19 protein-coding genes and 1 pseudogene are annotated in these 20,758 nt (G+C 56.4%); 6 read left to right on the plus strand and 14 right to left on the minus strand.

Annotated elements, in window-relative coordinates; translation table 11 throughout:
- The 3 genes and pseudogenes from FYJ43_RS01880 to FYJ43_RS12150 all read right to left on the minus strand — a co-directional run.
- Positions 1-483 carry an FHA domain-containing protein FhaB/FipA gene (locus tag FYJ43_RS01880; RefSeq protein WP_326833229.1) on the minus strand — a complete coding sequence of 161 codons (483 nt, stop codon included), beginning with the start codon at positions 481-483 and terminating at the stop codon, positions 1-3.
- A 2-nt stretch (positions 484-485) separates the two neighbouring features.
- Complete coding sequence (locus FYJ43_RS01885; RefSeq protein WP_326833230.1) at positions 486-1,175, minus strand: DUF3662 and FHA domain-containing protein; 690 nt, start codon at positions 1,173-1,175, stop codon at positions 486-488.
- 173 nt (positions 1,176-1,348) lie between these two features.
- A pseudogene (locus FYJ43_RS12150) lies at positions 1,349-1,515 on the minus strand (glycosyltransferase family 1 protein); the annotation flags it as partial.
- Positions 1,516-1,647: 132 nt separating this feature from the next.
- On the opposite strand from FYJ43_RS12150, the gene FYJ43_RS01890 reads away from it, so the two are divergent.
- Positions 1,648-2,601, plus strand: a complete 954-nt coding sequence (locus FYJ43_RS01890) for an amino acid oxidase (RefSeq protein ID WP_154561455.1) — start codon at positions 1,648-1,650, stop codon at positions 2,599-2,601.
- 423 nt (positions 2,602-3,024) lie between these two features.
- On the opposite strand, the gene FYJ43_RS01895 is transcribed toward FYJ43_RS01890, so the two are convergent.
- The 8 genes from FYJ43_RS01895 to FYJ43_RS01930 all read right to left on the minus strand — a co-directional run bounded on the left by FYJ43_RS01895 (position 3,025) and on the right by FYJ43_RS01930 (position 9,839).
- The gene (locus tag FYJ43_RS01895) at positions 3,025-3,603 is read right to left on the minus strand and encodes an arsenate reductase/protein-tyrosine-phosphatase family protein (protein WP_154561457.1); all 579 of its coding nucleotides are present in this window, start codon (positions 3,601-3,603) and stop codon (positions 3,025-3,027) included.
- A 6-nt stretch (positions 3,604-3,609) separates the two neighbouring features.
- Positions 3,610-3,879 (minus strand): PqqD family protein, encoded by a 270-nt coding sequence (locus FYJ43_RS01900; RefSeq protein WP_154561459.1) that lies wholly within the window; start codon positions 3,877-3,879, stop codon positions 3,610-3,612.
- On the minus strand, positions 3,876-4,805 hold the full coding sequence (locus FYJ43_RS01905; RefSeq protein WP_154562118.1) for a nucleotidyltransferase family protein: 930 nt from the start codon (positions 4,803-4,805) through the stop codon (positions 3,876-3,878). The genes FYJ43_RS01900 and FYJ43_RS01905 overlap by 4 nt, the downstream gene beginning before the upstream one ends.
- 36 nt (positions 4,806-4,841) lie before the next feature.
- Positions 4,842-5,099: a nitrate ABC transporter gene (locus FYJ43_RS01910; protein ID WP_326833231.1), complete on the minus strand. Its 258-nt coding sequence runs from the start codon at positions 5,097-5,099 to the stop codon at positions 4,842-4,844.
- Complete coding sequence (locus FYJ43_RS01915; protein ID WP_229771561.1) at positions 5,093-5,812, minus strand: hypothetical protein; 720 nt, start codon at positions 5,810-5,812, stop codon at positions 5,093-5,095. The genes FYJ43_RS01910 and FYJ43_RS01915 overlap by 7 nt, the downstream gene beginning before the upstream one ends.
- Positions 5,809-7,197 (minus strand): sugar nucleotide-binding protein, encoded by a 1,389-nt coding sequence (locus FYJ43_RS01920; protein WP_154561461.1) that lies wholly within the window; start codon positions 7,195-7,197, stop codon positions 5,809-5,811. Before FYJ43_RS01920 ends, FYJ43_RS01915 begins: the two co-directional genes overlap by 4 nt.
- A complete protein-coding gene (gene rfbB, locus FYJ43_RS01925) occupies positions 7,197-8,195 on the minus strand; it encodes a dTDP-glucose 4,6-dehydratase (RefSeq protein WP_154561463.1) in 999 nt (332 codons plus the stop codon). The genes FYJ43_RS01920 and rfbB overlap by 1 nt, the downstream gene beginning before the upstream one ends.
- A 309-nt stretch (positions 8,196-8,504) precedes the next feature.
- The gene (locus FYJ43_RS01930; RefSeq protein ID WP_229771562.1) at positions 8,505-9,839 is read right to left on the minus strand and encodes a hypothetical protein; all 1,335 of its coding nucleotides are present in this window, start codon (positions 9,837-9,839) and stop codon (positions 8,505-8,507) included.
- 352 nt (positions 9,840-10,191) lie between these two features.
- On the opposite strand from FYJ43_RS01930, the gene rfbA reads away from it, so the two are divergent.
- The 5 genes from rfbA (at position 10,192) to FYJ43_RS01955 (ending at position 16,128) form a co-directional block, all read left to right on the plus strand.
- Entirely contained in the window at positions 10,192-11,061 is an 870-nt protein-coding gene (gene rfbA, locus FYJ43_RS01935; protein WP_154561465.1) for a glucose-1-phosphate thymidylyltransferase RfbA, read from the plus strand.
- A 119-nt stretch (positions 11,062-11,180) separates the two neighbouring features.
- On the plus strand, positions 11,181-12,752 hold the full coding sequence (locus FYJ43_RS01940) for a polysaccharide biosynthesis tyrosine autokinase (RefSeq protein ID WP_326833232.1): 1,572 nt from the start codon (positions 11,181-11,183) through the stop codon (positions 12,750-12,752).
- A gap of 41 nt (positions 12,753-12,793) precedes the next feature.
- Positions 12,794-14,011 carry an O-antigen ligase family protein gene (locus FYJ43_RS01945; RefSeq protein ID WP_154561467.1) on the plus strand — a complete coding sequence of 406 codons (1,218 nt, stop codon included), beginning with the start codon at positions 12,794-12,796 and terminating at the stop codon, positions 14,009-14,011.
- A gap of 72 nt (positions 14,012-14,083) precedes the next feature.
- On the plus strand, positions 14,084-15,082 hold the full coding sequence (locus tag FYJ43_RS01950; RefSeq protein ID WP_154561469.1) for a CgeB family protein: 999 nt from the start codon (positions 14,084-14,086) through the stop codon (positions 15,080-15,082).
- Positions 15,079-16,128: a prephenate dehydrogenase gene (locus FYJ43_RS01955; RefSeq protein WP_154561471.1), complete on the plus strand. Its 1,050-nt coding sequence runs from the start codon at positions 15,079-15,081 to the stop codon at positions 16,126-16,128. The genes FYJ43_RS01950 and FYJ43_RS01955 overlap by 4 nt, the downstream gene beginning before the upstream one ends.
- Positions 16,129-16,225: 97 nt before the next feature.
- Here FYJ43_RS01955 and FYJ43_RS01960 read toward each other — a convergent pair whose 3' ends face one another.
- The 3 genes from FYJ43_RS01960 to FYJ43_RS01970 form a co-directional block, all read right to left on the minus strand.
- Positions 16,226-17,155, minus strand: a complete 930-nt coding sequence (locus tag FYJ43_RS01960) for a glycosyltransferase family 2 protein (protein WP_154561473.1) — start codon at positions 17,153-17,155, stop codon at positions 16,226-16,228.
- A 280-nt stretch (positions 17,156-17,435) separates the two neighbouring features.
- Positions 17,436-19,295, minus strand: coding sequence for an ABC transporter ATP-binding protein (locus tag FYJ43_RS01965; RefSeq protein ID WP_154561475.1), 1,860 nt, complete (start codon positions 19,293-19,295; stop codon positions 17,436-17,438).
- The gene (locus tag FYJ43_RS01970; RefSeq protein WP_154561477.1) at positions 19,296-20,228 is read right to left on the minus strand and encodes a glycosyltransferase family 2 protein; all 933 of its coding nucleotides are present in this window, start codon (positions 20,226-20,228) and stop codon (positions 19,296-19,298) included.
- Positions 20,229-20,758: the final 530 nt, after the last annotated feature.

Consider the following 20,758-nt stretch of genomic DNA (forward strand, 5'->3'; position numbering starts at 1 on the left):
TCACCGCCCACCGGTGACAGTCATGATGGTCCTGCCGATTCGCACCTCGTCCCCCACCGATAGGCGCGTCGGGTGTTCGATGCGCTCACCGTTGACATGGGTGCCGTTTGTTGAGGCAAGATCCTCAACGAACCATGCGCCGTCGATTCCTGGGCTGAACTCGGCGTGGTGGGTGGAGGCGTAGTCGTCGTCGATGGGCAGGGTGCAGTCGTTTCCTCGTCCCACTGTGACGGTATTGGCCAGCGGAATATAGGTGCCCGCCCGGCTTCCCGAGATGACTTGCACACCAGTTGGCAGCGGAGCAGGTTCACGACGGCGAGCTTTACGGCCTCTGTCGCGTCGCCCTGATTCCACAGCTCCGCCATTGCGGGGAACACGGTGGCCGTAGATATCGGTGCGAATGACATTGGTGATGAGCAGGATGAAAACCCACAATAATGCCAGATAGCTGATGCGTAATAGTGTGACGAGAAATTCGCTCACGATCACATCCCCGCTGGCGAGTGGATCAGCATCCTCGTCGAGCCGATCTCGATGCGTGACCCGTCGCAAAGCTCGGTACTGGCAATCTTGACGCCATTGACTGTGACGCCGTTTGTGGAGCCGAGGTCCTCAATGGACAAGCCGATGCCGTCGCCCTGGGGCCAGACGTTGATACGGGCGTGGAGGCGGGAAATACCTGGATCGTTGATGCGGATGTCGGCGTCGGAACCGCGGCCAATCGTCAGTCCCGGAGGAGTGAGGGGGTGACGCACTCCGTTGACCTCCAAGACCAGCGGTGCACGCCGATGTGAAGTGGCCTTCGCGTGGTCTTCTCCGGTAAGGACAGTGAACTTGCCTACCGGAAGGGAGTCGTCTAAGTCGTACCGAATGTGGATAGGCCCGTTGAACACGTAGCGACGTTCGCTGGCGTGGTCACGCAAAGTCGGGATGATCTCGGCGTTAAGGGTCTTGGTGTAGGGGACAAGACGCTCGTAATCGTGGCTCGACAGCCGGACGACGAAATCGTTCGGGACTAGCGACTTGTCGCGGGAAAGGATCTGTGCCTCGGAGTCGAGCTCGCGTTGCAGCCGACCAGCAATCTCCACTGGTTCAACCTCACCGCGGAAGGCGCGCGCAAAGACGCCGCTGACGGCACCTTCGATCGACTTCTCGACTTTGTCCAAGAATCCCACCCGGCTCCTCCTTCCGGCTTTATGTCGGGTTGGGCACCTGTTTCACACAAGTGACCACCATGCGAGTGTACCCAGAAGGTCGGACGACACCCCGTGCAGATCATCTTCCGCGTGGCGTGAGGATCGTGAAGCACGCATTACTAATATAAGCCACAGGCTGTTGAGAACGGGTTTTAGCGGCGGTTGCGTCCAACATTGAACATGAGGTCGAGCCATGCTCACCAATCTTCTTGCTGGCGTGGTCGGCAAGAACTGTGGCGATAGATTCCCGCTGGATTCGACGTAACGGGGCGTCAGCCATCCCCTGAGCCAACGCACTAGACAACTCATCAGTTGCTGGGGAGCATTTGATCTTCTCATGAAGATGGGTGTAAAAGCTTTTATCGCTGAGGACCTCGGTCTCTACCCCACTCCAGAAGCACCTACCGTTCGATTGGAAAAGCTTTCACGCTTTTAAATGAAAGAAATCAGCATGAATAAAGCAACGATTCGACGGCGAACTGTGATAGCCGGAACTGCATGGGCAGCACCTGTCGTTATCTCGTCGTCCCGCATGCCAGCTTTCGCGGCATCCACACCAGTTCCCTCGGAATCCGCCCAATATGGTCTCTTCGTCACCGCCGGTTCGTACAGCACCAACAACATCGGTTACGACGGCACCGACAACCCCGGGGTGGTGACCGCACCAAAGACCCCAGACGAGTATTTCGCTCAGGTCAAAGCCGGCACCGATCCCGATAACGACATCGCTTGGACGGACTCCAATACCTGCTACAGTGATATTTCTTACTTTCGGAACGGCGAAGGATCATTCACCCCTGTCACCAACTCAGCTACGGGAAGCCCTGGTTCCTATGCGTCGTCAAGCGGTTTCTGGTGGTCTGTCCCCACGACGTCATTGCAGAGCGGAACAGCATATATCCCTGGCTCGTCCGCTACGTTACAGGCAGGAGCCACGTTTGTTACGGAGGTCGAGCTCATCGTGCCCCCGGAGGCCTCGTTCACGGCAACCAATATCAGGATAAGCGGATTCATTTGGAATAAACAGCTTTCTGGCAAGCGAGCGTTGCGGGCAGCCACGGCGGCTAACTTGGCCAGCCAGACTGTCGCCGGTACCTGGTCGATCACCGCGCCGACGACGACAACCCTGCCAGACGGATCCATCAGAGTCACGGGCACGCTCACTTATCAGACAACGGCGCCATTCACGGTTACCCAGAAAGGCACCGTGTATTACGGGCAGACCGAGTTCATGCCGAACAATATTCAGGTAATGCGGACATATGGATGGACGTCATTCAGCCTTACGTCATCTGTACAGTCCGCGACCATTACTTACACTGGGCAGCCTGCCGATTCACCGTCAAGCCGCACCCTATTCGATCAGTTGCTAACGACGAGCAAAATCGTCAATAAGTCCTGCTGAGAGCGGTTAGCGCCGTCTCGTCATGACGGTAAAAAGTCAAGATCTCATAGCTCAAGGGCCCTTTTGGTTGATGAAGAATCTCTCATTACCCAGAAAGGCCCTCCGCTGTCTAGTAGGGTCTCACTCGAGTGACGAGTGTGTTTTCGTATCCTCACCACCAATTGCGGCGAGGTCATCTAGGCCCTCCAGGGCCAGTTGCTAGTGATTCCTATCATCCTATCAAAGTTAATGAATGTCGCGGTGTAGCAGCCGACGCATACCAGCAGAGAAGGGGAATGCTGTCGCAACGGCGCTAGTGGCGCTGGCCCCAGGCTACTCATCTTATCCGGCTCTTCTGATCGAATGGTGGGTGTGTTGGAGTGGCGATGCCGTGGGTTGCGTGGTTGATGGTTTTGGTGAGGTCGAGACGAGTTGTATGAATGCCTATTCTGCCGCGCGACGGGGGCTTACGGGGGTCAGCATGTGTGCAAGGTCCATCAGAAGTGTGTCTAATGTGTCAGCGCACGACCGCGCGGCTTCGCTGCCTTGGCGATATGGGTCTTTAATATCGCCGGTGTTTCCCGCGACAGCGCGATTCCGAAACGCTTTGTCAATGACGTCTTGAGGGGCGGTTGAAGGATCATCCCAGGTGAGTCTGCGGGCGATTTCGACGAATTGTGGTAAAGTAAATGCCCGTTTCATGATGTAAGGCCACCACCCGACGATGGTGTCGCGCTGACTGGCCGTCATGGTGAGAATGAGGTCCGCGCCCTCAAGATCGTCGATCTCGGTTTGGTGAGAAGACACGGGGAGTACCTGGGGTTGGCGTCGTTCAAGCTCGCGGTGCATCTGTGCACACATAGGAAGACCCTCCTCCGCCTGTATACCTGAGCTGGATACCTCAAAGCGTGAAGGATCGAATAAATAGAAGGCCCGGGCGTGGCAGTACGCTGAACGGCAGATATTTGCGGTGCAGATGAAATGGATTTGTAGCATGTCCGCAGTAGATGTGTGACTGGTCATAGGTGACTATTCTCTCGCGATCACGATACCTAGAGTTCGCAGATGTTGTAGGTAATCGGACACGTCATCGCGTATGCGATCGGCCGGCACCTCGGCAGCTGAGGCGACGCTACGGATGACCTCTCTAGTTGTGGCGTTGGGGTGTTGTGCCAGAGCATCCCAGATAAGCACACCGCTGGACTCAAGACGGTACACCTGGGTATCGGGAACAGTAGCGACCGCCACCGCGTCATTGTCATCCGCCCATGCCACATGGGGGTTAACCATCCACCTCATCGACGTTTTCTCCGGTGTTGCGAATCTAGCCGTCTGCGAACGTGGCTTCGGGCGATGTTAAACACCTCTCGGGAGGCTTTGACGGTGCGGTTGAGGTAGCCTCGTACCACGTCAGCACGGGTGAGCTCGTGGTCGAGCCCCATCCGTAAATGGCTACGGTTGAGGGCCAGGGAACTCAGTATGACTTTGATAGCAGCCGTGCGAGTAGGGGCTGCGCGAACCCGGGCGCGCCACTCATGCAGACGGCTGGAATCGCCAGTAGAGAATTGTCGCCAAAGGTCATACGTCCGGTAATTCCGATAGCGCTCTAATTCGCCGATAGCTGCAGCTAAAGCGACGTCGGCGTCAAGATCGCGGGCCAGGGCGCGGATGGTGCGGCGCTCTCGGTCGTCAACATCATCCCAGCAACGCGCCGTGTCAGGGTGGTTTGAGCCGCCGCTTCGGGCCGCGTGCAGTAACAGGATTAGGCGCTGATCAGTGACACTCGGAGTGTGAATAATGGTATGGGCAATGGTGACCTGCTGACGGCGCGACCACAGCGCTTGGAATGCTTGTGACGGTGCGATTCCAATACCAGGAAATTGACGGTGAACGTCGACATATCCGAGCAGATCATGCCAATAATTGGCGGCATGGCCAAAGGCTGATCCGTCGCGAAAGTCAGCCATTTTTTGCCAACCGTGGTTAGTCAACATGGACTCAAATAGACTCAGATGCTCGGGACGTACTAAGACGTCGGCATCCGTGGAATTGCGTGGGATGATGGTGTCCTTACCCGCGATAACACGGTGCTCCAAGAGCTCGGGGGAAACGGTGGGGCCTTTGATGTGCAGCAGATCAGCCCCGCATAAGTTGGCTAGCCGCTGCAGCACGCCGTGAGTCAACTCGATACGACTCGCGGTGTCGATTATCGTTTCCTCGATCATTCCATTCACCGACGTGAAGTTTATCAATTGGCAGCGTTACGACGTCGTCACTATCCCGTTGTGGGATAAGTCATCAATGAAAGTCGCGAGAGCTTCGGTCAGCGTCCCTTCGGGCGGTGGCCCAACGAGAGGCTCGAGCTGACAACGCAACTCCTCGAACTCCAGCGGAGTCTCCAGAACCTCCCAGATGGTGACAGCGAGTGGGGAGAGCCGAAAGATGCAGCTATTGACGACGACGAGTGCTTCACCGCCTTCAAACCAGATGTCTGTGATATTGGCTCGCTGAATCAGCACGGTGCCCCCAATAACCCCTCGATGAAAGGTTCTAGGGTGTCGTGTTCGGCATATTGTGCCCGCCAGACTCCTCCAGTGTGCGACATGAGATCAGCAAGCAGATGCAGGGGTTTGGGTAGCTTGTAGATTGATGATGATTGTTCGGCAATCGCCGTCATGGCATCCAGCTGTGATTCGATCATCGTGAGTTTCGGGGAAGAACCACAGCGGGTGAGTAAAATCAGGTGGCTGGCATGAGGATCAGGATGGCTCGGCTTCAAGTTGAGGTCGTCAGGGCTGAGCTCGGCCTTCTGCCCCGAAAGTTGCGGAATGCGAGTTGACAGCGGCTTGGGATAGGGATGAATGCGCCAGGTTCCCGGCTCGATGGCCACAGTCTCATCGCTGATATAACCGTATCGTCGGCCCAAATGGGTGGTGAGAGTCGTTTTTCCTGTGCCTCCTGGAGCGATGAAAACAACCGAGTCTCCAGTGATTGGGTGGCACACAGCACCGGCATGAAACATAAGCAGCTGGCCGATCTGGCGGGAAATGAGCTGCCGGGTGATTTGCTGAGTCAATGCGGATGCTGTTATCGGTCCAGGGGTGAAAACTGATAATTCAGGATCCGGGTCACAGAGGCAACGAGTCCACGCATGATAGACCTCCTTCTCATCTAACCCAGTGCCAGAGAGGTCGACCCGCACTCTGGTGCCGAGGCCGGCAATATCCATCATGCGGTCAGGCCTAGATATTCACGCAACCGCACAGTGGCATCTTGCGGAGTGAATCCAGCAGCCTCAATGCGGGACAGGTCGAGGGTAGAATACGTTGGGCGGGGGGCCAGATTTTTGTCCTTACCCCATTCTGCGGTCGAGGTTGGGATGACGGTTCCCCTTGCGCCGAGGAGTGTGAAAATCTCGGTGGCGATATCGAACCAGGATTGGGCCGGCCCTTCGTTGCTGAGGTTATAGGTGCCGAAGGGAACGTCGGTTTCCAGCACGTAGACGATCGCGGCGGCAAGGTCGCGGGCAAAGGTGAGGCGACCATACTGGTCCGACACCACGTGCGGGTTGATACCGCGACGGGCCAGGCTCGCCATGGTATCAACGAAATTGCTGCCCTCGCCAACGACCCAGCTCGTCCGAAGCAGGTAGTGATGCGGATAGCTGGCGACGATCTCGTCAGCGGCTGCTTTAGTGATGCCGTAGACGCTTAACGGGCTAACACGCTCGTCCTCAGTATGACGTGGCTTGGTGCCGTCAAAGACGTAATCACTGGAGATATGGACGAGGGTGGCGCGTCGTGCGGCGGCGATGTGAGTTAGGTGGGCGACCCCGGAGACGTTTGTTGCCCAGACTTGAACTCGGTTGGCTGCGTCTTCGGCGGCATCCACTGCGGTGTAAGCGGCAGCGTTGATGATGGTGCTGACATTATCCCAGTCAAAGCCGTCAAGGCTGGCTTGATCGGATAGATCAAGGGTGGCTCGGGTCGTGAACTCTGCATCGGGAAGTAACGGGCGCAACGCCTGGCCAAGCTGGCCGTTGGAACCGAGGACGACTGTTCTTGGTTGACGGATAGGGGTGACCTCACTCAAAGGTGGGTGGTTGCGATCGGCTTCAGATAACTCGGCATCATTGAGGGAGATTGGCCAATTGATGCCGAGAACTGGGTCGGCGAGGTTAACGAATGTGTACGACTTCTTGGCTTCGGCTGACCAATGGTCGTTGACGAGATAGGTGTACGTCGTGCCGTCTTCGAGGGCCTGGTAGCCATTCGCGACGCCTCGGGGAACAAAGACGGCAGTCTCGGGTCCCATCTCGATAGTGACCACAGTGCCAAGGGAGTCTCCGTCACGAAGATCTACCCAGGCGCCGAGGATACGTCCGGTAGCCACTGAAATGAGCTTGTCCCACGGCTCGGCGTGCATGCCGCGGGTGACGCCAGCGCGCGTGTTGTGCGACATATTGTTTTGTACCGGCCTGAAATCGGGCAGGCCGAGAGCGATCATTTTTTCGCGTTGCCAGTTTTCTTTGAACCAGCCGCGGTTGTCACCGTGCAGGGGCAGGTGCAGGACGAGAAGGCCGGGGATGTCGGTGATATCGATGTTTAGCTCACTCATCACTGTCCTTTCGCTGCGTAGGCGGCTTCGGTGGCCTCCTTCTGGGGGCGCCACCACGACTCATTGTTTCGGTACCAGTCGATTGTCGCTGCCAGGCCGCCACGGAAGTTTGTGTACTCCGGCTGCCAGCCGAGTTCCTCGCGCAGTTTAGTGGCGTCGATGGCGTATCGCAGGTCGTGACCGGGGCGGTCGTTGACGTGGTCGTAGCTGTCGGTGGGCTGGCCCATGAGTTCGAGAATGAGTTCGATGACGGTTCTGTTGTCGAGTTCTCCATCGGCTCCGATGAGGTACGTTTCGCCGATCGTGCCGCGTTCGAGGATTGTCCACACTGCCGAGTTGTGGTCGTCGACGTGGATCCAGTCGCGAACGTTGAGGCCGCTCCCATAGAGCTTGGGGCGGCGTCCGTCAAGGATCTCGGTGATCTGGCGGGGAATGAACTTCTCGACGTGCTGGCGCGGGCCGTAATTATTTGAGCAGTTCGAGATGGTGGCCTGTACACCGAAGGAACGTACCCAGGCGCGCACTAGCAAATCCGCAGAAGCCTTGGCGGCCGAGTAAGGGGACGAGGGGTTGTATCGCGTCTCGGGGGTGAACCGTGTCGGGTCATCGAGCTCGAGGTCACCATAAACCTCATCGGTGGAGATGTGATGCAAACGGGTGTGATGTTTGCGGACGGCTTGTAACAGGGTGAAGGTGCCGATGATGTTGGTTTTGATGAATAGGCCCGGGGTGTCCAGGGAGTTGTCGTTGTGGGATTCGGCGGCGAAGTGGACGACGGCATCGTGGCGGGCGACGAGGTCGTCGACCAGATCAGCGTCGCACACTGATCCGCGCACCAGCTGGAAACGCTTCTCGGGTAGCCCGACCAGGGAAGCCTCATTAGCGGCGTAGGTCATGGCATCCAAAACAGTGACTGTGGAGTTGGTGTTATCGAGGACCCAGCGTACAAAGTTGCTGCCGATGAAACCAGCTCCGCCGGTGACGAGAAGGGAGTGCATGACAAACAGTCTAGAGGACACAATGCTCGATGGCTTTGCTCACGGCTGGGCAACATGGTGTTGCGGCAGAACCAGCCTCACATCGGCCTGTCTTCATGTGCAGTACTACGTTCAGTGTGTCAGAACCAGCATCATCCTCACGCCATGAGGTGCTTGTCGTTCGCTCGACGACTGACCTTTGTGCTGTGAGGAGGTGCCAGGTATGGCGTCTGGCAGGGCCAGGCGTTGGTCAATCCGTCAAGTATCAAGGAGGGGGAAGGTGAATCAGATTCACCTTCCCCCCTCTCGGTGAGGACACTAGAGAGTGCCTCAGCACTTGTCGGTGTAGTCCTTGGGGTTCGTGGACATGCCCTCGGGGACCCAGAAACTGATCGTGACGTTTCCGGGCTTGCCATAGTTCTTCGGTAGACTAGGTGCTATTAACACTGTGCCGTTGGAACGCTCGCCACCAGTGTCGGGGAAGTCGAACGCCCCGGTTGCACTGAAGCCACCATCCAAACTGGGTGCGAGGTAGCTGCTGCCAGCGCCGCCGGCGCCAAGAGCCCCCAACTGTCCGGGGAGGTCGCTAGCGGCCCACTTCAAGAGTGGATCGCGCGAGATGAGGACGAGTGCCCCAGAACCACCGCCGGCATAGCCGCCGCCACCTGCTGCCGAGGACAGCGCGATGAAGTCATCAATGTGACCGTCTCCGACTACGTGGCGCCTGCGCTCGAATTTGACAGGCGCACCACCGTTACCACCACCGTGGTTACCACTGCCGTGGTTGCCGCCTGACTGGCCCGCAATGATGTGGTCGAACTCGAGGTTGCTGGCAACGTACGAGGTATTTGCCTTGCTGCCTCCGTTGCCACCATCACCTCCGTGGGCCCCTGAACCGCCGGCTGCAGTGACCTGGGCGTATGCCGTCTCGAAGTGGGACTGACCGCCATCAGCGCCGTCCCAACTTTTGCCGCCGTCACCCCCGTTGCCGCCCTCTCGGACAGGCCAGACTGTAGGGCCCATATTTGCCGCTTCACGTGAATACGTACCTGTACCTGCGGCTCCGCCGCCGCCGGCCACCGCCACCAGTTGGCCTGGTCCCTCAGGGTCACCGCCGATGGCTATTGCCGAACCGGCACCGCCACCGTGGCACCAACGTTCAGACCACTCTTCGGTTGAAACCATACTGGTGTGGTAACTCACCCCAATAGACGGACCGCCGTTACCGTATCCGGTTGCGAACTCGACAGCGCTGTCGTTCCATGCGGCTGTGGGTCCGTAACCACCAGCTACACCCCAGATGGTAAACCCCTGTGCCGTGGCCGTGCCCTCGCCAGGCCGACGAATCTGGCCTTGCACCTGGGCGCCGGATCCGCCGCGTTCGCCCCAGCTGTCCTTGGGGCCTGCGCCGCCTGCCCCGCCGCGGATGGAGTAGGCGATGTCAGTAGCTTCGGCTGGCACGCGTACGCACTGAACGGTCTCTTTGTGCTTCTTTGCGTCGAAAGTGATCGTGACCTTCTTGCGTTGTGTACTGGCCGCAAAAGCCGGCACCAGTGTCATGCTGGTGATTGCCGGTATCGCCCATGCAGTGCCCTTGGCCACTGACCGGCGTGATACTTGTGACGGCTCAGTTGTGTGGACTTGTCCTTCCTTGCTGCTGACCATGTCTGCTCCTCGGAAAAATAGCAAAAGTTCTTTCTAAAGCTATGAGGTTTTGCTAAACAGTTACGACAAGATAAGTAAGACTATAGCACGTGTGCATGGTTTACATCCAGGGCCTGGCCATAGTGTAAACACTGTAATCGCGCTACGTCACTATGTCTTTCTGGTGATTCCTGGGATGGCGTCCCTCTTCGCCCCTTGCCGGAGAACCAAGAAACCTGCCAACTCCATGGCAGGGGATGCACAGCGATGTTGCATGGGGCTGTGATTACACAAGCTCTTCAATGATGAGGATGTGGGCGGACCTTTGGGCGGAGATGAAATGTGTGGTCATCATGTCTGGCATGATGGGGGCATGCGAGGCATCATCTTGGCCGGTGGTACTGGCTCCCGGCTTTACCCAATTACCTTCGGGATAAGTAAGCAGCTTATGCCTGTCTATGATAAACCGATGGTCTACTACCCGCTAACTACGCTCATCTTTGCGGGTATTCGGGATGTTCTTGTTATCACGGCTCCTCATGACGCCGAAGCCTTCCGTCACTTACTCGGCGACGGTTCTCAGTTTGGGATTTCGATCAAGTTTGCAGTGCAGCCTGAGCCCCAGGGACTCGCTCAAGCCTTCACGATCGGGGCTGAGTTCGTCGGGTATGATTCGTCATGTCTCATCCTGGGGGACAATCTTTTCTCAGGGCCGGGGCTAGGAACTCGCCTCCTGGCTAAGGCCCAGTCAGTGGACGGTGCTCTTATCTTTGGCTATCAGGTTGCTGATCCGCGCGCATACGGCGTTGTCGAGGTTGACAATGACGGACTTGCGGTCTCTATCGAGGAGAAGCCGGAGCGTCCAAAGTCGCATTGGGCGGTACCGGGGCTTTATTTTTACGATAACGATGTCATCGAGATTGCCCGCAGCCTCAAGCCTTCTGCGCGTGGCGAGTTGGAGATCACAGACGTTAACCGAAAGTACATGGAACAGCGCCGTTTGCATGTGGAACTCTTGCCGCGTGGTACCGCATGGCTGGATACCGGGACCTTCGACTCTCTCAACGATGCAGGTAATTTCGTGCGCGCAATCCAGGCTCGTCAAGGCCTGCAGGTGGGGTGCCCTGAAGAGGCGGCGTGGCGGCGGGGATTTCTCTCTAATGAGGAGCTCCTCGAGCGCGCGGCGATGTTCGACAAGTCAGGTTATGGGATGTACCTGCGCGGCTTGGTGGAGTCAAATTGAGGCTGCTGGAATGATCGGGACTCGCCCGTTCGCCCGGAGCGACGTAACATTATCGCGCCTGCATGCTGTTTAGCCGACCTGCATGAGGGTCAGCGAACGACCAGAGGAGTCCAAACGCCGTGACAATCGTCGATATAGTCCGCATTCTGCGCCGCAATTTTGTTCTGCTTGTTGTCTGTGTCCTTGTGGGGGGATTAGTCGGTGCGGTGTATCAGTTGACGCGCCCGGAGGTGTTTACGGCTAAGGCGACTGGAATTGTGGTGGCCGGTGATTCTGCTTCCGTTGGCGGAACGATCTCAGGAAACACCATCGCCCAGCAGAGAGCGGTGACGTACACCAAGCTGGTCGGGACTCAAAGCATGGCACAGAAAACGGCTGAGATCCTTAAGAAGCGGGGAATGCCCGAGGCGGCGAATGGACAGTTAAGTGCTTCCGTGCCGGCGGACACGGCGTTCATCGACATCGAGGCTACCGGCGGCACGGCGAAGGATACCCAAGCGCTTGCAAATGCCGGGTTGTCAGCACTCATATCCGAAGCCCTACGTATGGAGACGTACGCTCAGACTGGCGGGGCAAGTAAGAGCGATGCCGAGCTTGCGAAGATGACCACTGTGCACGTTTTGGGTTACGAGTCTGCAAGCCTGCCCTCTGGTGACCGTGGCAAGTCGCTGATCATTTATGTGGTGGGTGGTTTAGTCGCCGGCTTCCTTGTTGGTGCGGTTGTGGCTGTGATCCGAAAGCAGTTCGATGCCAAGATCCGAGATCAAGCGACCGTCGAGGAACTCACTGGTTCCGGCATCCTCAGCGTCATTCCTGATGACAAGAGGCTTGCCGAACAGCGTGAGAAGTCGATCGTCCATCTTTCTGGCGTTACGGGTGAGGCTTTTCGGCAGCTTCGCACGAATTTAAGGTTTGCCAACGTCGACAATCCGCCACGAGCTGTCGTTATTACCTCGGCAAATCCTGGTGAAGGTAAGTCAACTGTGTCGACTCACTTGGCGGTTGTCATCGCACAAGCGGGTGAGAAGGTCGTCCTTATTGATGCTGACATGCGTCGCCCTGTTCAGCATAAAGTTTTCGGAGCTGAAGCAGGGGTTGGCTTATCTCAGGTTCTGGCCGGTGATGTGAGTTTGGACGATGCCCTGATGAAAACTGAGACCAAACGACTTCAAGTGCTCTCTGCTGGACGGATTCCCCCGAACCCTTCCGAATTACTCGGCTCTCAGCGGATGAAAGACCTCTTGATCGAACTTCGAAGCCGTGGCTATTTCGTTGTCATCGATGCGCCGCCACTGCTGGCTGTCACGGATGCGGGCTTGCTTGGAACAATTACTGATGGAACTATTTATGTTGCTGTTGTCGGCAGGACTCATCGCGATCAGGTGTCGCTTGTAAATAAAAGACTCGAACAAGTTGGAGCGCCATTGCTTGGGTCGGTTCTCACTCGGGTTCCCCGAAAGAAAATGGGTGACGTATTATACGGCTATGGTGCATCCATGTACGGATATCGTTCCTACAGCGATTACGATAAGCATGGCTATTATTCTTCGTACGGCACCGAAGAGCAGGGTAGCGAAGAGTCGTTGGCGGTAGCTAAAGATTCATCGCGTGCTGATGAGGATTTAGTCCGGACTCGGAAGAAGAGCCGTACTGATTTTGACGCTGCAATTACCCCACGACGAGCGAAATGATCGGCGCAGTGCCTGATAACGTTTCACACCCTAGGACTGCGGTGAACAATGCCTCGACTGTCGGCTCGAAGATTCGTGATATTGCAGGGAGGATTGGCGGCATACGGGTACCTGACTTCCTATTCGGGATGATATTCATCCTGGGGCGTTACGACCTCGGTCTTCCGCTGCCAATAGACGTCGTCCTCATGGCTCTCGCTATTACGGTGTCGACCTTTGTGCGTCCGACCATTAAGGTTTGGGGGCTTGGATACTATGCCCTGTTGTGGCTGGGGATGCTATCATGGGTAATTTCGGTATCTATATATCTGAATCAGCCGTGGGAGCAGCGGTCGTTACGATGGTTCCTGCTGGTTCTGTTCTCAATGTGCATCGCACAGGGGCGGATTTTGTGGCCATCTTTTATCGCAGGATACGCTTTCGGGCTGCTTGCCATCAATATTCCCGTGAACTCTACGTCACTGCGTTCGCCAGGTTACCAAGGCTACTTGGTGGGTTTTTTGGGTGACAAAAACGTGGCCGGATTGGTATATGCAGTAGTCGGAATTCTTGCTTTGGCTGTACTGCGATCTACAAGAACGAAAATGATTGTGGTGCTGGCCTTTGCAGTTGCCCTGTTTTTCACAGGTTCTCGAACATCGATGATGGCTTTCGCGGCTGGGTGTGTGTGGATCTTTGTCAGGAACCGCCTTGCCCTCTTTCTTCGACTTTTCATCGCGCTCATGGGGTGGATGGGAATTAGGTGGGTTGAGGAGAATTTGGCTCGCGTTGGAGTCTTTTCCGACCGGATGGGGACGGATTGGTTTCGAGGTATCATTGAAGTTGCGACTGCGGCAAAAGTTAACGCATCGCCGTGGTACGGCAACGGATTGGGTACAGCCTGGGTTATGATTTCAGAGAATCGCCGTATGTGGTTCCATGATTCCTATGCTGCCCTGCGGATTGAGGGGGGAATTCCCCTTTTCCTGGCAGTCGTCGGGCTTTTTGTCTTCGTAGTGTGGGGGTTGACGGATCAGCGGACTGAGACTTCCGACAACCAGGCGATTGTAGAAGGGGCGGCCGTCACCGTTCTGGTGTGTGCTTGGAAGTTGGGTGAAGTGTTCTTCACCGTTCCAGCCTTCGTTGTGATCGGCATCAGCCTGTGCGTGCGATATGGCTCTCCAGTCACTGTGGAATCCGAGACGTCAAGGCACAATGCAGTCGCAGGGCCTGTCTTGAGTCAGTCGCGGGGGAGAAGCATTTATGGAGTATTGGGTTGATCCCCTCATCGCGCTGATGACTGCGGTGTTTTGTTATGTTGCACGTCGAAATCTCCTTAAGGTGGTGAACTTATGCGACTTCTTATCGTGACTCCACGCTTCCATGGTTATGGGACTGCCATTGGTGACGCTTTTACAAGGCGAGGATATGACGTCGTTGTCTACGCATACGACGCCGCACCCCGGATCGAAAAGGCTTGGAACAAGATCCGATACGAACTGCCGGCCAAAATTCGTGGTACCCAAGAGCATCTCTCGGGCGAGACCGTGACGGCTCGGGCGATCGACTGTATCCGTGCTGTGCATCCTGAGCTTGTACTTACCGTCCGAGGTGATGTTCTCGGAGCGGCTTATTGGGAAGAAATGAGGCGCGTCACCACACATTCAGTTTCTTGGCTTTATGATGAATTGCGGCGCATGACATTCGATATTGACATGGCGGCGGCTGTTTCCACGATCATCACCTACAGTCGTGAAGACACTGCGGAGTTGCAGGGCAATGGAATCGATGCTCACTACGTTCCGACAGGGTTTAACATGTCGGCGAAACCCTCGGGTCGCTGGCCACGGAACGACGTTACTTTCGTGGGGTCTAACCTACCTGCCCGTCAGCAGCTTCTTGTCGCTCTCGACAGCGCGGGAATCCCCGTGATGGCCTATGGCAGGGAATGGTCAGATCATCCGATTGATCGGCTGAGAACTTGGCGGCTGAAGCCCATCGGTATTCCTGCGAGACGAGACGTCAGCCTTAGCGAGGCATACGGCATCATGCGGGACTCGGCGGCCACGATCAATGTTCACGGTGACCAGGATGGGTTCACCATGCGAACTTTCGAGGCCTGCGGAGTTGGCGGCATCCAAATCGTGGATCGAGACGATGTGACTGAATTCTACGACCCCGGCAAGGAAGTGTTAGTGCAACATAGTGCCGAAGAGACGATTGAGCTAGCACGTCAAGTGCTATCGGATCCCCATCGGGCGATATCCATGCGGCGCGCTGCGAAAGCTCGGACGATGGCCGAGCACACTCTAGATCACCGTGCTGCCGTCATTGATGAGTTGTGGTCATGAGTGAAGTTGGACTTGTGTTCCCGGAAGACCTCGAAGCGTGGCGTATGTGGTCCGATAGCCGTAACCGCGTGCGCTTCGCGCTGTCGGCGGCAAGAAGACGATTCGGGGGCGCGTCAGTCCCTGTGAAACCGATGCTGTACTTGCCGGTCGAGGAGCCACGGGTTTTGGTGGTTCTGGATCAAGTGTCCGCAAGCTGTCGGTATGCGACCTTCGATCCGTTGGCCCATCTGGATCCCAAATACACAGCGGTATTGTCGCACCATCCCGAAGCGCGGGAAGCCGCCACGGGTGCCGTTCGCGTCATGGAATGGCATCGCGGTGCGCCACTACCTCGGTCAATTGAGCAGATTCTTACACTTGGTGCCTTTAATGGTCTCGCCGCCGATGTTCGTCAATGGGCGGTACAGCGCGATGTCCGTTTCTGCGTCATTCAGCACGGTTTATTGACCCCTTGGTCCCCGCCATTGAGCTCCGGTGACCATCTGTTTGCGTGGTCGGATGCCGATGAGGAATATCAGCGCGCGGGGCGTAGTGACGTTACCAGCGAGGTTGTCGGTTCGCAGATGCTTTGGAAGGCATCCTTGATGCCGACAGTAGACCTTATCGACGAGACTCCTGTCATGCTGGGGCAGTTGCATGGTTCCGAACTTGGAAGGTTAGCCAAGCAACGCATTTACACCGATTTTTGTATCCGTAACGGCGCGACGTATCGCCCCCACCCCAACGAGGCAGATGCGCTGTCCCGCGCTCAGCACCGCCTCATGCAGCGAGCCGGGGTTGTTTTCGAGAGGTTTCGGGGGTCCTTGGTGGAGCAGGGGCGACCTGTCGTCTCGATCTTCTCGACCGGAACCTTGGAGATCGCATGTCGCGGCCTACCCGCGTGGGTACACCATCCAGCACCGCCTGCATGGGTTAAGGCGTTCTGGCATAGGTATGGTCTGTCGCCGTGGGGCAGTGAGCCGACTCAACCGTTGCCGCAGCCCGAGAAGGAGCCGGCTCAGGTCGTGGCCGAAGCACTTATGGGGCGCGCGTATCGCATAGGATAAGTAACGCTGATTTTCGCTTGGTGACCGTTGAATTTATCACGCAGTGGGCGGCGCGGGATTGCGAGTTATCGCTATCGCTGTCACTGCCTGAGCGTGTTCATTGCGAATCGTGGCTTTTGCCAACTCGAACATGCCAAGCGTGTGCGATTAGTCTGCGCTCGTATGCGCTGATAGCGCGGGCGTCAACGTCTTTTACTCGCCGTATCTGACGGCTCAGATTCCACACGAAATTGACTTCGGTTGCCGCCATGAGCAGTACCCGTAGTCTTCTGGCGCCGCCCCACTTGTGGGCGTATTGAAAGCGTGAATCGGTTACCCAACTTCGACGTCTATCTGATGGTGTGGAGCCGCCCGCAGCGTGCTCGACAGATACTCCCGGAATATATATTGACGACACGCCTATTGCAGTTAGTCGTCGTTGCAGGTCGACCTCTTCACTATTCATGAAAAAGCGCTCGTCGAAACCGCCTACCTCCGTGAAGGCGCTCCGGGGGATGAGCATACAGGCACCCATCACCCAGTCAACGTGGCGCGCTGTGATGGCCTCGTAAGCTGCAAGGTCATGGCCGACAAGTCGATGCCATAACCTGGTGTGCCTGATACGCGCGAAAGGCGTCATCCACTCCCAGACGTGATGACGATTTTTCGGCCAGTGACGAGCGGTGTAGTTCGGACGATCGTGCTCCACTACCCGAGGACTCACGACAGCAGGCATGTAGGGCTGGGATGCTCGCAAGAGTTCGCCAATGAATGTCGGAGATAGGGACAAATCACTATTAAGGATAAGCAATAGCTCGCCTGTGGCCGATGCGGCACCGGAATTTACGGCGGAGCCGAAGCCGCCGTTGTGATCTCTGCGAACGACACGGTAGCCTTCGCCCTTGGGGAATGGCGAGGGTGAAGCATCGTCGCTAACGATGATTTCTAAGCGTGTGTCTTGGTGCCTTAACTGGGATATCAATCTCAGTGTTTGGAAAGGATCCCCATAGTGGGGGATCACGACGCTTACGCGGTGTTCGTCGTTCATATGAGATTTCCCAACGCAATAATAAGCTTTATGGGTCGCGATACATTCATGCATAATCCTAGGCAGAGTAGCTATGTTAGCTTAGAATAACTGAACCGTTTGGCATGTCCGGAGGTGTGCTGTTGATGTCCGAGTGGTTTGTCTGAGTGGATTGACAAGGAGGAGCGCACCGAAAGGGTTTCATGACAATGAAAGGATGGGAAGTCTAGGCGTTGCCCGATTTCCAATTCGCCACAGCCGACAAACCACATATCGTGCCTGAAACTATTGAACCGTTGGGTTACCGCTCCTTGGTGTGCGAGTCAAGGTCGCCAAGCTCGACGAGCTGAGCGAAGGACGGCGACTGCTGTTCGACCTCGGAGAACGTTCCTCGTGCGGCGATTTCACCGTGCTCAAGGAAGAGGAGTTGGTCAACATCGCGAACCGTCGACAGGCGGTGTGCTACGAGAATAGTCGATACTTTCCCCTGCAGGTTCTGGATCGTTTTGGTGATCTCGGCTTCGGTAGCATTATCAAGGGCTGAGGTGGCTTCGTCGAGGACGAGGATTTGCGGATTACGGTAGAGGGCCCGTGCGATACCGATGCGTTGCCGCTGGCCGCCGGATAACCGAGTCCCGTTGGGGCCAATACCGGTATCCAGCCCCTCGGGCAGCTCATCAACGAAGTCTCGAAGTTGAGTGGCGTTGACGCACATGTCGATTCGATCATTATCCCAGTCGTCCTCCGGGATGCCAAACGCGATATTAGCCCGAATCGAATCGTTGGTCAGGAAGACGTCCTGGGGGACGTAGGCGACGTTTTTATGCCATTCGAGCTGGTTTGCGAAGATGTCTTGCCCGCCAAAAGTAACCGATCCCTTATTCGGGTTGATGAGACCCAGCAGGATGTCGACGAGAGTCGTCTTTCCTGATCCAGAAACTCCGCACAGCGCTAGCGAAGTGCCTGGTGGGATACTGAAGTTGACGTCGCGCAAAACGGGCTGGTCTCCATCGGGATAAGTAAAAGAGATCCCTTGGGCTTCAATAGTTTTTGGCCGTCGATTGCTGTCGTCAATGAGGACATGTTGTGAATCGAAGTTCTGCACCACGGTGGCGTCAATTTGGTGAGATGTGACGAGAGGCCGGAGAGTGTCGACCGTGATTTTGAGTCCTTCCCTGCCGTAGTTGGCAGTTCCCAACGTGGCGTTGATGGCAGCCATTGCAGGGAGAAGTTTGATAGCTGCGGCAATGAACACAGAGAAGGTCGCCATAATCTCAGTCGGATGGGGCGACTTGGCGATAAAGATGAGGATTATTGACAAGAAGACAATAGTGATGACTTCGAGGACAGATTTTGGCAGGCTCTGGTAAAAATTCGCACGGCGGATTGCTTCGGAATTTGTGAGGACCGCACGGTGGTAACGAGTGACGAAGTAGGGCTGCGAGTCGTTCATGGCGACCTCGCGGAACCCGTCCATGGGTTCGATGAGTCTCTTACTGACATCCCAGGCGGTTTCTTGGGCCTCGCGGCCAGCTGCTGAGTTGACCGGGCTGAGAAAACGCTGCAGGAAGAACATAGAGGTTCCGAAAAAGGCGATTGCGCCCACGGTTGCCGTCGGTGCAATAATCAGCAGGACGATCAGAATAGCGAGCACCGAGGCCAGCTGGCCGGTGAGGGTGAGCACACTTCCGAGAACATATAAGTGGGCTGCCTGGACGGCAGGGCCCACAGTACGGATAAGCTCTGGCACATCTCGCTTTTTGTGTTCCAGATAATCCTCACCAAGGTACACCTTGAGTAGATTGGCGGATGTTCCTGCCATGAGCCGCGTGACGAAACCGGTTTGCCACCAGTACAACAGGATCGTTCCGACTGCTTTCAATAGAAATGCGGCTACGATGCTGCAGCACAGCTCGATGACTAGTTTTGCACGGGAAGGATGCCCCAGCGCGGCGATGACCACACTGAGGTAGCCTTTGTTGAGATCGGCGCCCATGAGGATTTGTGCGACCGGAAGGATAAGGGCGATCCCGGCGAAGTCCATGATAGAAGTTGCCATCTGGCCGATGACGTAGAAAACAAGCCGTGGTTTACTTCCTGGCGGAAAGGTTCCGACAAGGAATCGCAACTGTTTAAGAAACGATTCGTCTTTGTGGTTCATTCAGAAGTCCCTTTCGGGGTTCTCTGGGGATCGGTGGCCTGCTACGACGGCAGCTTCGACAACCAGCGCGATGAGTTTGCGGGCTATCGGGGTGGGAGTGATGTGGATGATCGCATCCACAGCGCGAGCCATGGCGATAGTCCGTCGATAGTCTAAGACTAAGGAAGTCTTCAAGACTGCATTATTCCACAGCCCTACGGCTTCAGGAGCTGCGGGGCCGGCCGCGTTTGTCCCGTGAAGGGAATCGAATATACGTCGCGCTTGGCCTGACCTAAATGCACGGGCTGCACGAATTGCTGCGGTGACGGCAGCCGCATGGTGCTTGGTTTCCAGCGACGGATCGATGACAACCGGGATTCCGGCTTTGTGAAGACGCCAACCATAATCTACGTCTTCCCAACCGTAAGCGCGATAGTGGGGGTCGTAGGTGCCGATCTGCTGCCAAATGTCCCGGGTCACCGAGACGTTGGCCGCCCAGTAGCGCCACGTTCCGTCTGGGTTGGCACGGTAGGCGTGGTTGCGGGCAAGCTTGCCAAAATGGTCTCCATAGACTGCGGAGTATCGGGTACGTGGTAACACGTTGACGCACAATCCAATGGTTCCTTGGCGTCGGCTCGAATGGCTCGCTACGTGGTTTGCGACGAAATCCGGGGCGGGTTCGAGATCATCATCGCACCGAATGAGCACGTCACCTCGGGCAGCTTCGTGGCCAGCATTAAGGGCGGCAACACGACCGCGGTTCTCTGGAAACACGACGGTTCGGATGGGCAGATGAGAATACTTCGAGATGACGTGCTCAGAACCGTCTACGTCGCCGTCGACGACCACAATCGCCTCCCAGTCGTCCGTGGTCTGAGCCGCTAGGGCGGATAAGAGTCGAGGAAGACGGGTAGCTCCGCGATAGGACGGGATAATGATAGATGCGGTTGTCATTTCACTCGCTCTCGTGGTTGGACAACGATCCGACGCGGTCGGGATCTGACGGTACTTAGGGTGCGGTGGAATTGGTAAAGGCCAAGCCCCATGTACGTCACGTCATTGGCATCCAGGTGTGTCGCAGTCGCCTGAGAGGTGCGCGGATTCTCATGCATGTGCAGGCTAACCGTGCGTTGCTTTAAGGCGGCTGCTTGGGGGATGATGCGCGCGTGCTGGTTGTGTAGACTGATTATCTTGCAGTCCTCGGATGAAGCGGTACTGGTATTTAGCATGCTTGAGCCCAAGGTCAGAAATCTAGGTAAATAGGTGCAGGTTGCCCTTAAGTGCGGTGATTTAGCCTTGGCGATAGGCTCTGGAAAAGCCATCATTTCTTCACTGGTAAAGGGCTGGTGTGAGGTGGGATTACCGAAGCTCTTTATCTGTGACAACTGGTAGACGATCGCGTAGAGGGCGAGAGTGTAAATATGAGAGCAACATTCCGACATCGTGATACTGCGCGGGATGTGAAGGCGATAATGTGTGTTGCT

Source organism: Cutibacterium porci (genome assembly GCF_009696315.1).
GTDB lineage: Bacteria > Actinomycetota > Actinomycetes > Propionibacteriales > Propionibacteriaceae > Cutibacterium > Cutibacterium porci.

Bases quoted from the DNA above. Each gene is read 5' to 3' on its own strand.
- FYJ43_RS01895 (WP_154561457.1), bottom strand. From the start codon at position 3,603: ATGACCAGTCACACATCTACTGCGGACATGCTACAAATCCATTTCATC.
- FYJ43_RS01920 (WP_154561461.1), bottom strand. From the start codon at position 7,197: ATGAGTGAGCTAAACATCGATATCACCGACATCCCCGGCCTTCTCGTC.
- FYJ43_RS01915 (WP_229771561.1), bottom strand. From the start codon at position 5,812: ATGATGGATATTGCCGGCCTCGGCACCAGAGTGCGGGTCGACCTCTCT.
- FYJ43_RS01930 (WP_229771562.1), bottom strand. From the start codon at position 9,839: ATGGTCAGCAGCAAGGAAGGACAAGTCCACACAACTGAGCCGTCACAA.
- FYJ43_RS01950 (WP_154561469.1), top strand. From the start codon at position 14,084: ATGCGACTTCTTATCGTGACTCCACGCTTCCATGGTTATGGGACTGCC.
- FYJ43_RS01970 (WP_154561477.1), bottom strand. From the start codon at position 20,228: ATGACAACCGCATCTATCATTATCCCGTCCTATCGCGGAGCTACCCGT.
- FYJ43_RS01955 (WP_154561471.1), top strand. From the start codon at position 15,079: ATGAGTGAAGTTGGACTTGTGTTCCCGGAAGACCTCGAAGCGTGGCGT.
- FYJ43_RS01965 (WP_154561475.1), bottom strand. From the start codon at position 19,295: ATGAACCACAAAGACGAATCGTTTCTTAAACAGTTGCGATTCCTTGTC.
- FYJ43_RS01905 (WP_154562118.1), bottom strand. From the start codon at position 4,805: ATGATCGAGGAAACGATAATCGACACCGCGAGTCGTATCGAGTTGACT.
- FYJ43_RS01960 (WP_154561473.1), bottom strand. From the start codon at position 17,155: ATGAACGACGAACACCGCGTAAGCGTCGTGATCCCCCACTATGGGGAT.
- FYJ43_RS01900 (WP_154561459.1), bottom strand. From the start codon at position 3,879: ATGAGGTGGATGGTTAACCCCCATGTGGCATGGGCGGATGACAATGAC.
- FYJ43_RS01890 (WP_154561455.1), top strand. From the start codon at position 1,648: ATGAATAAAGCAACGATTCGACGGCGAACTGTGATAGCCGGAACTGCA.
- rfbB (WP_154561463.1), bottom strand. From the start codon at position 8,195: ATGCACTCCCTTCTCGTCACCGGCGGAGCTGGTTTCATCGGCAGCAAC.
- rfbA (WP_154561465.1), top strand. From the start codon at position 10,192: ATGCGAGGCATCATCTTGGCCGGTGGTACTGGCTCCCGGCTTTACCCA.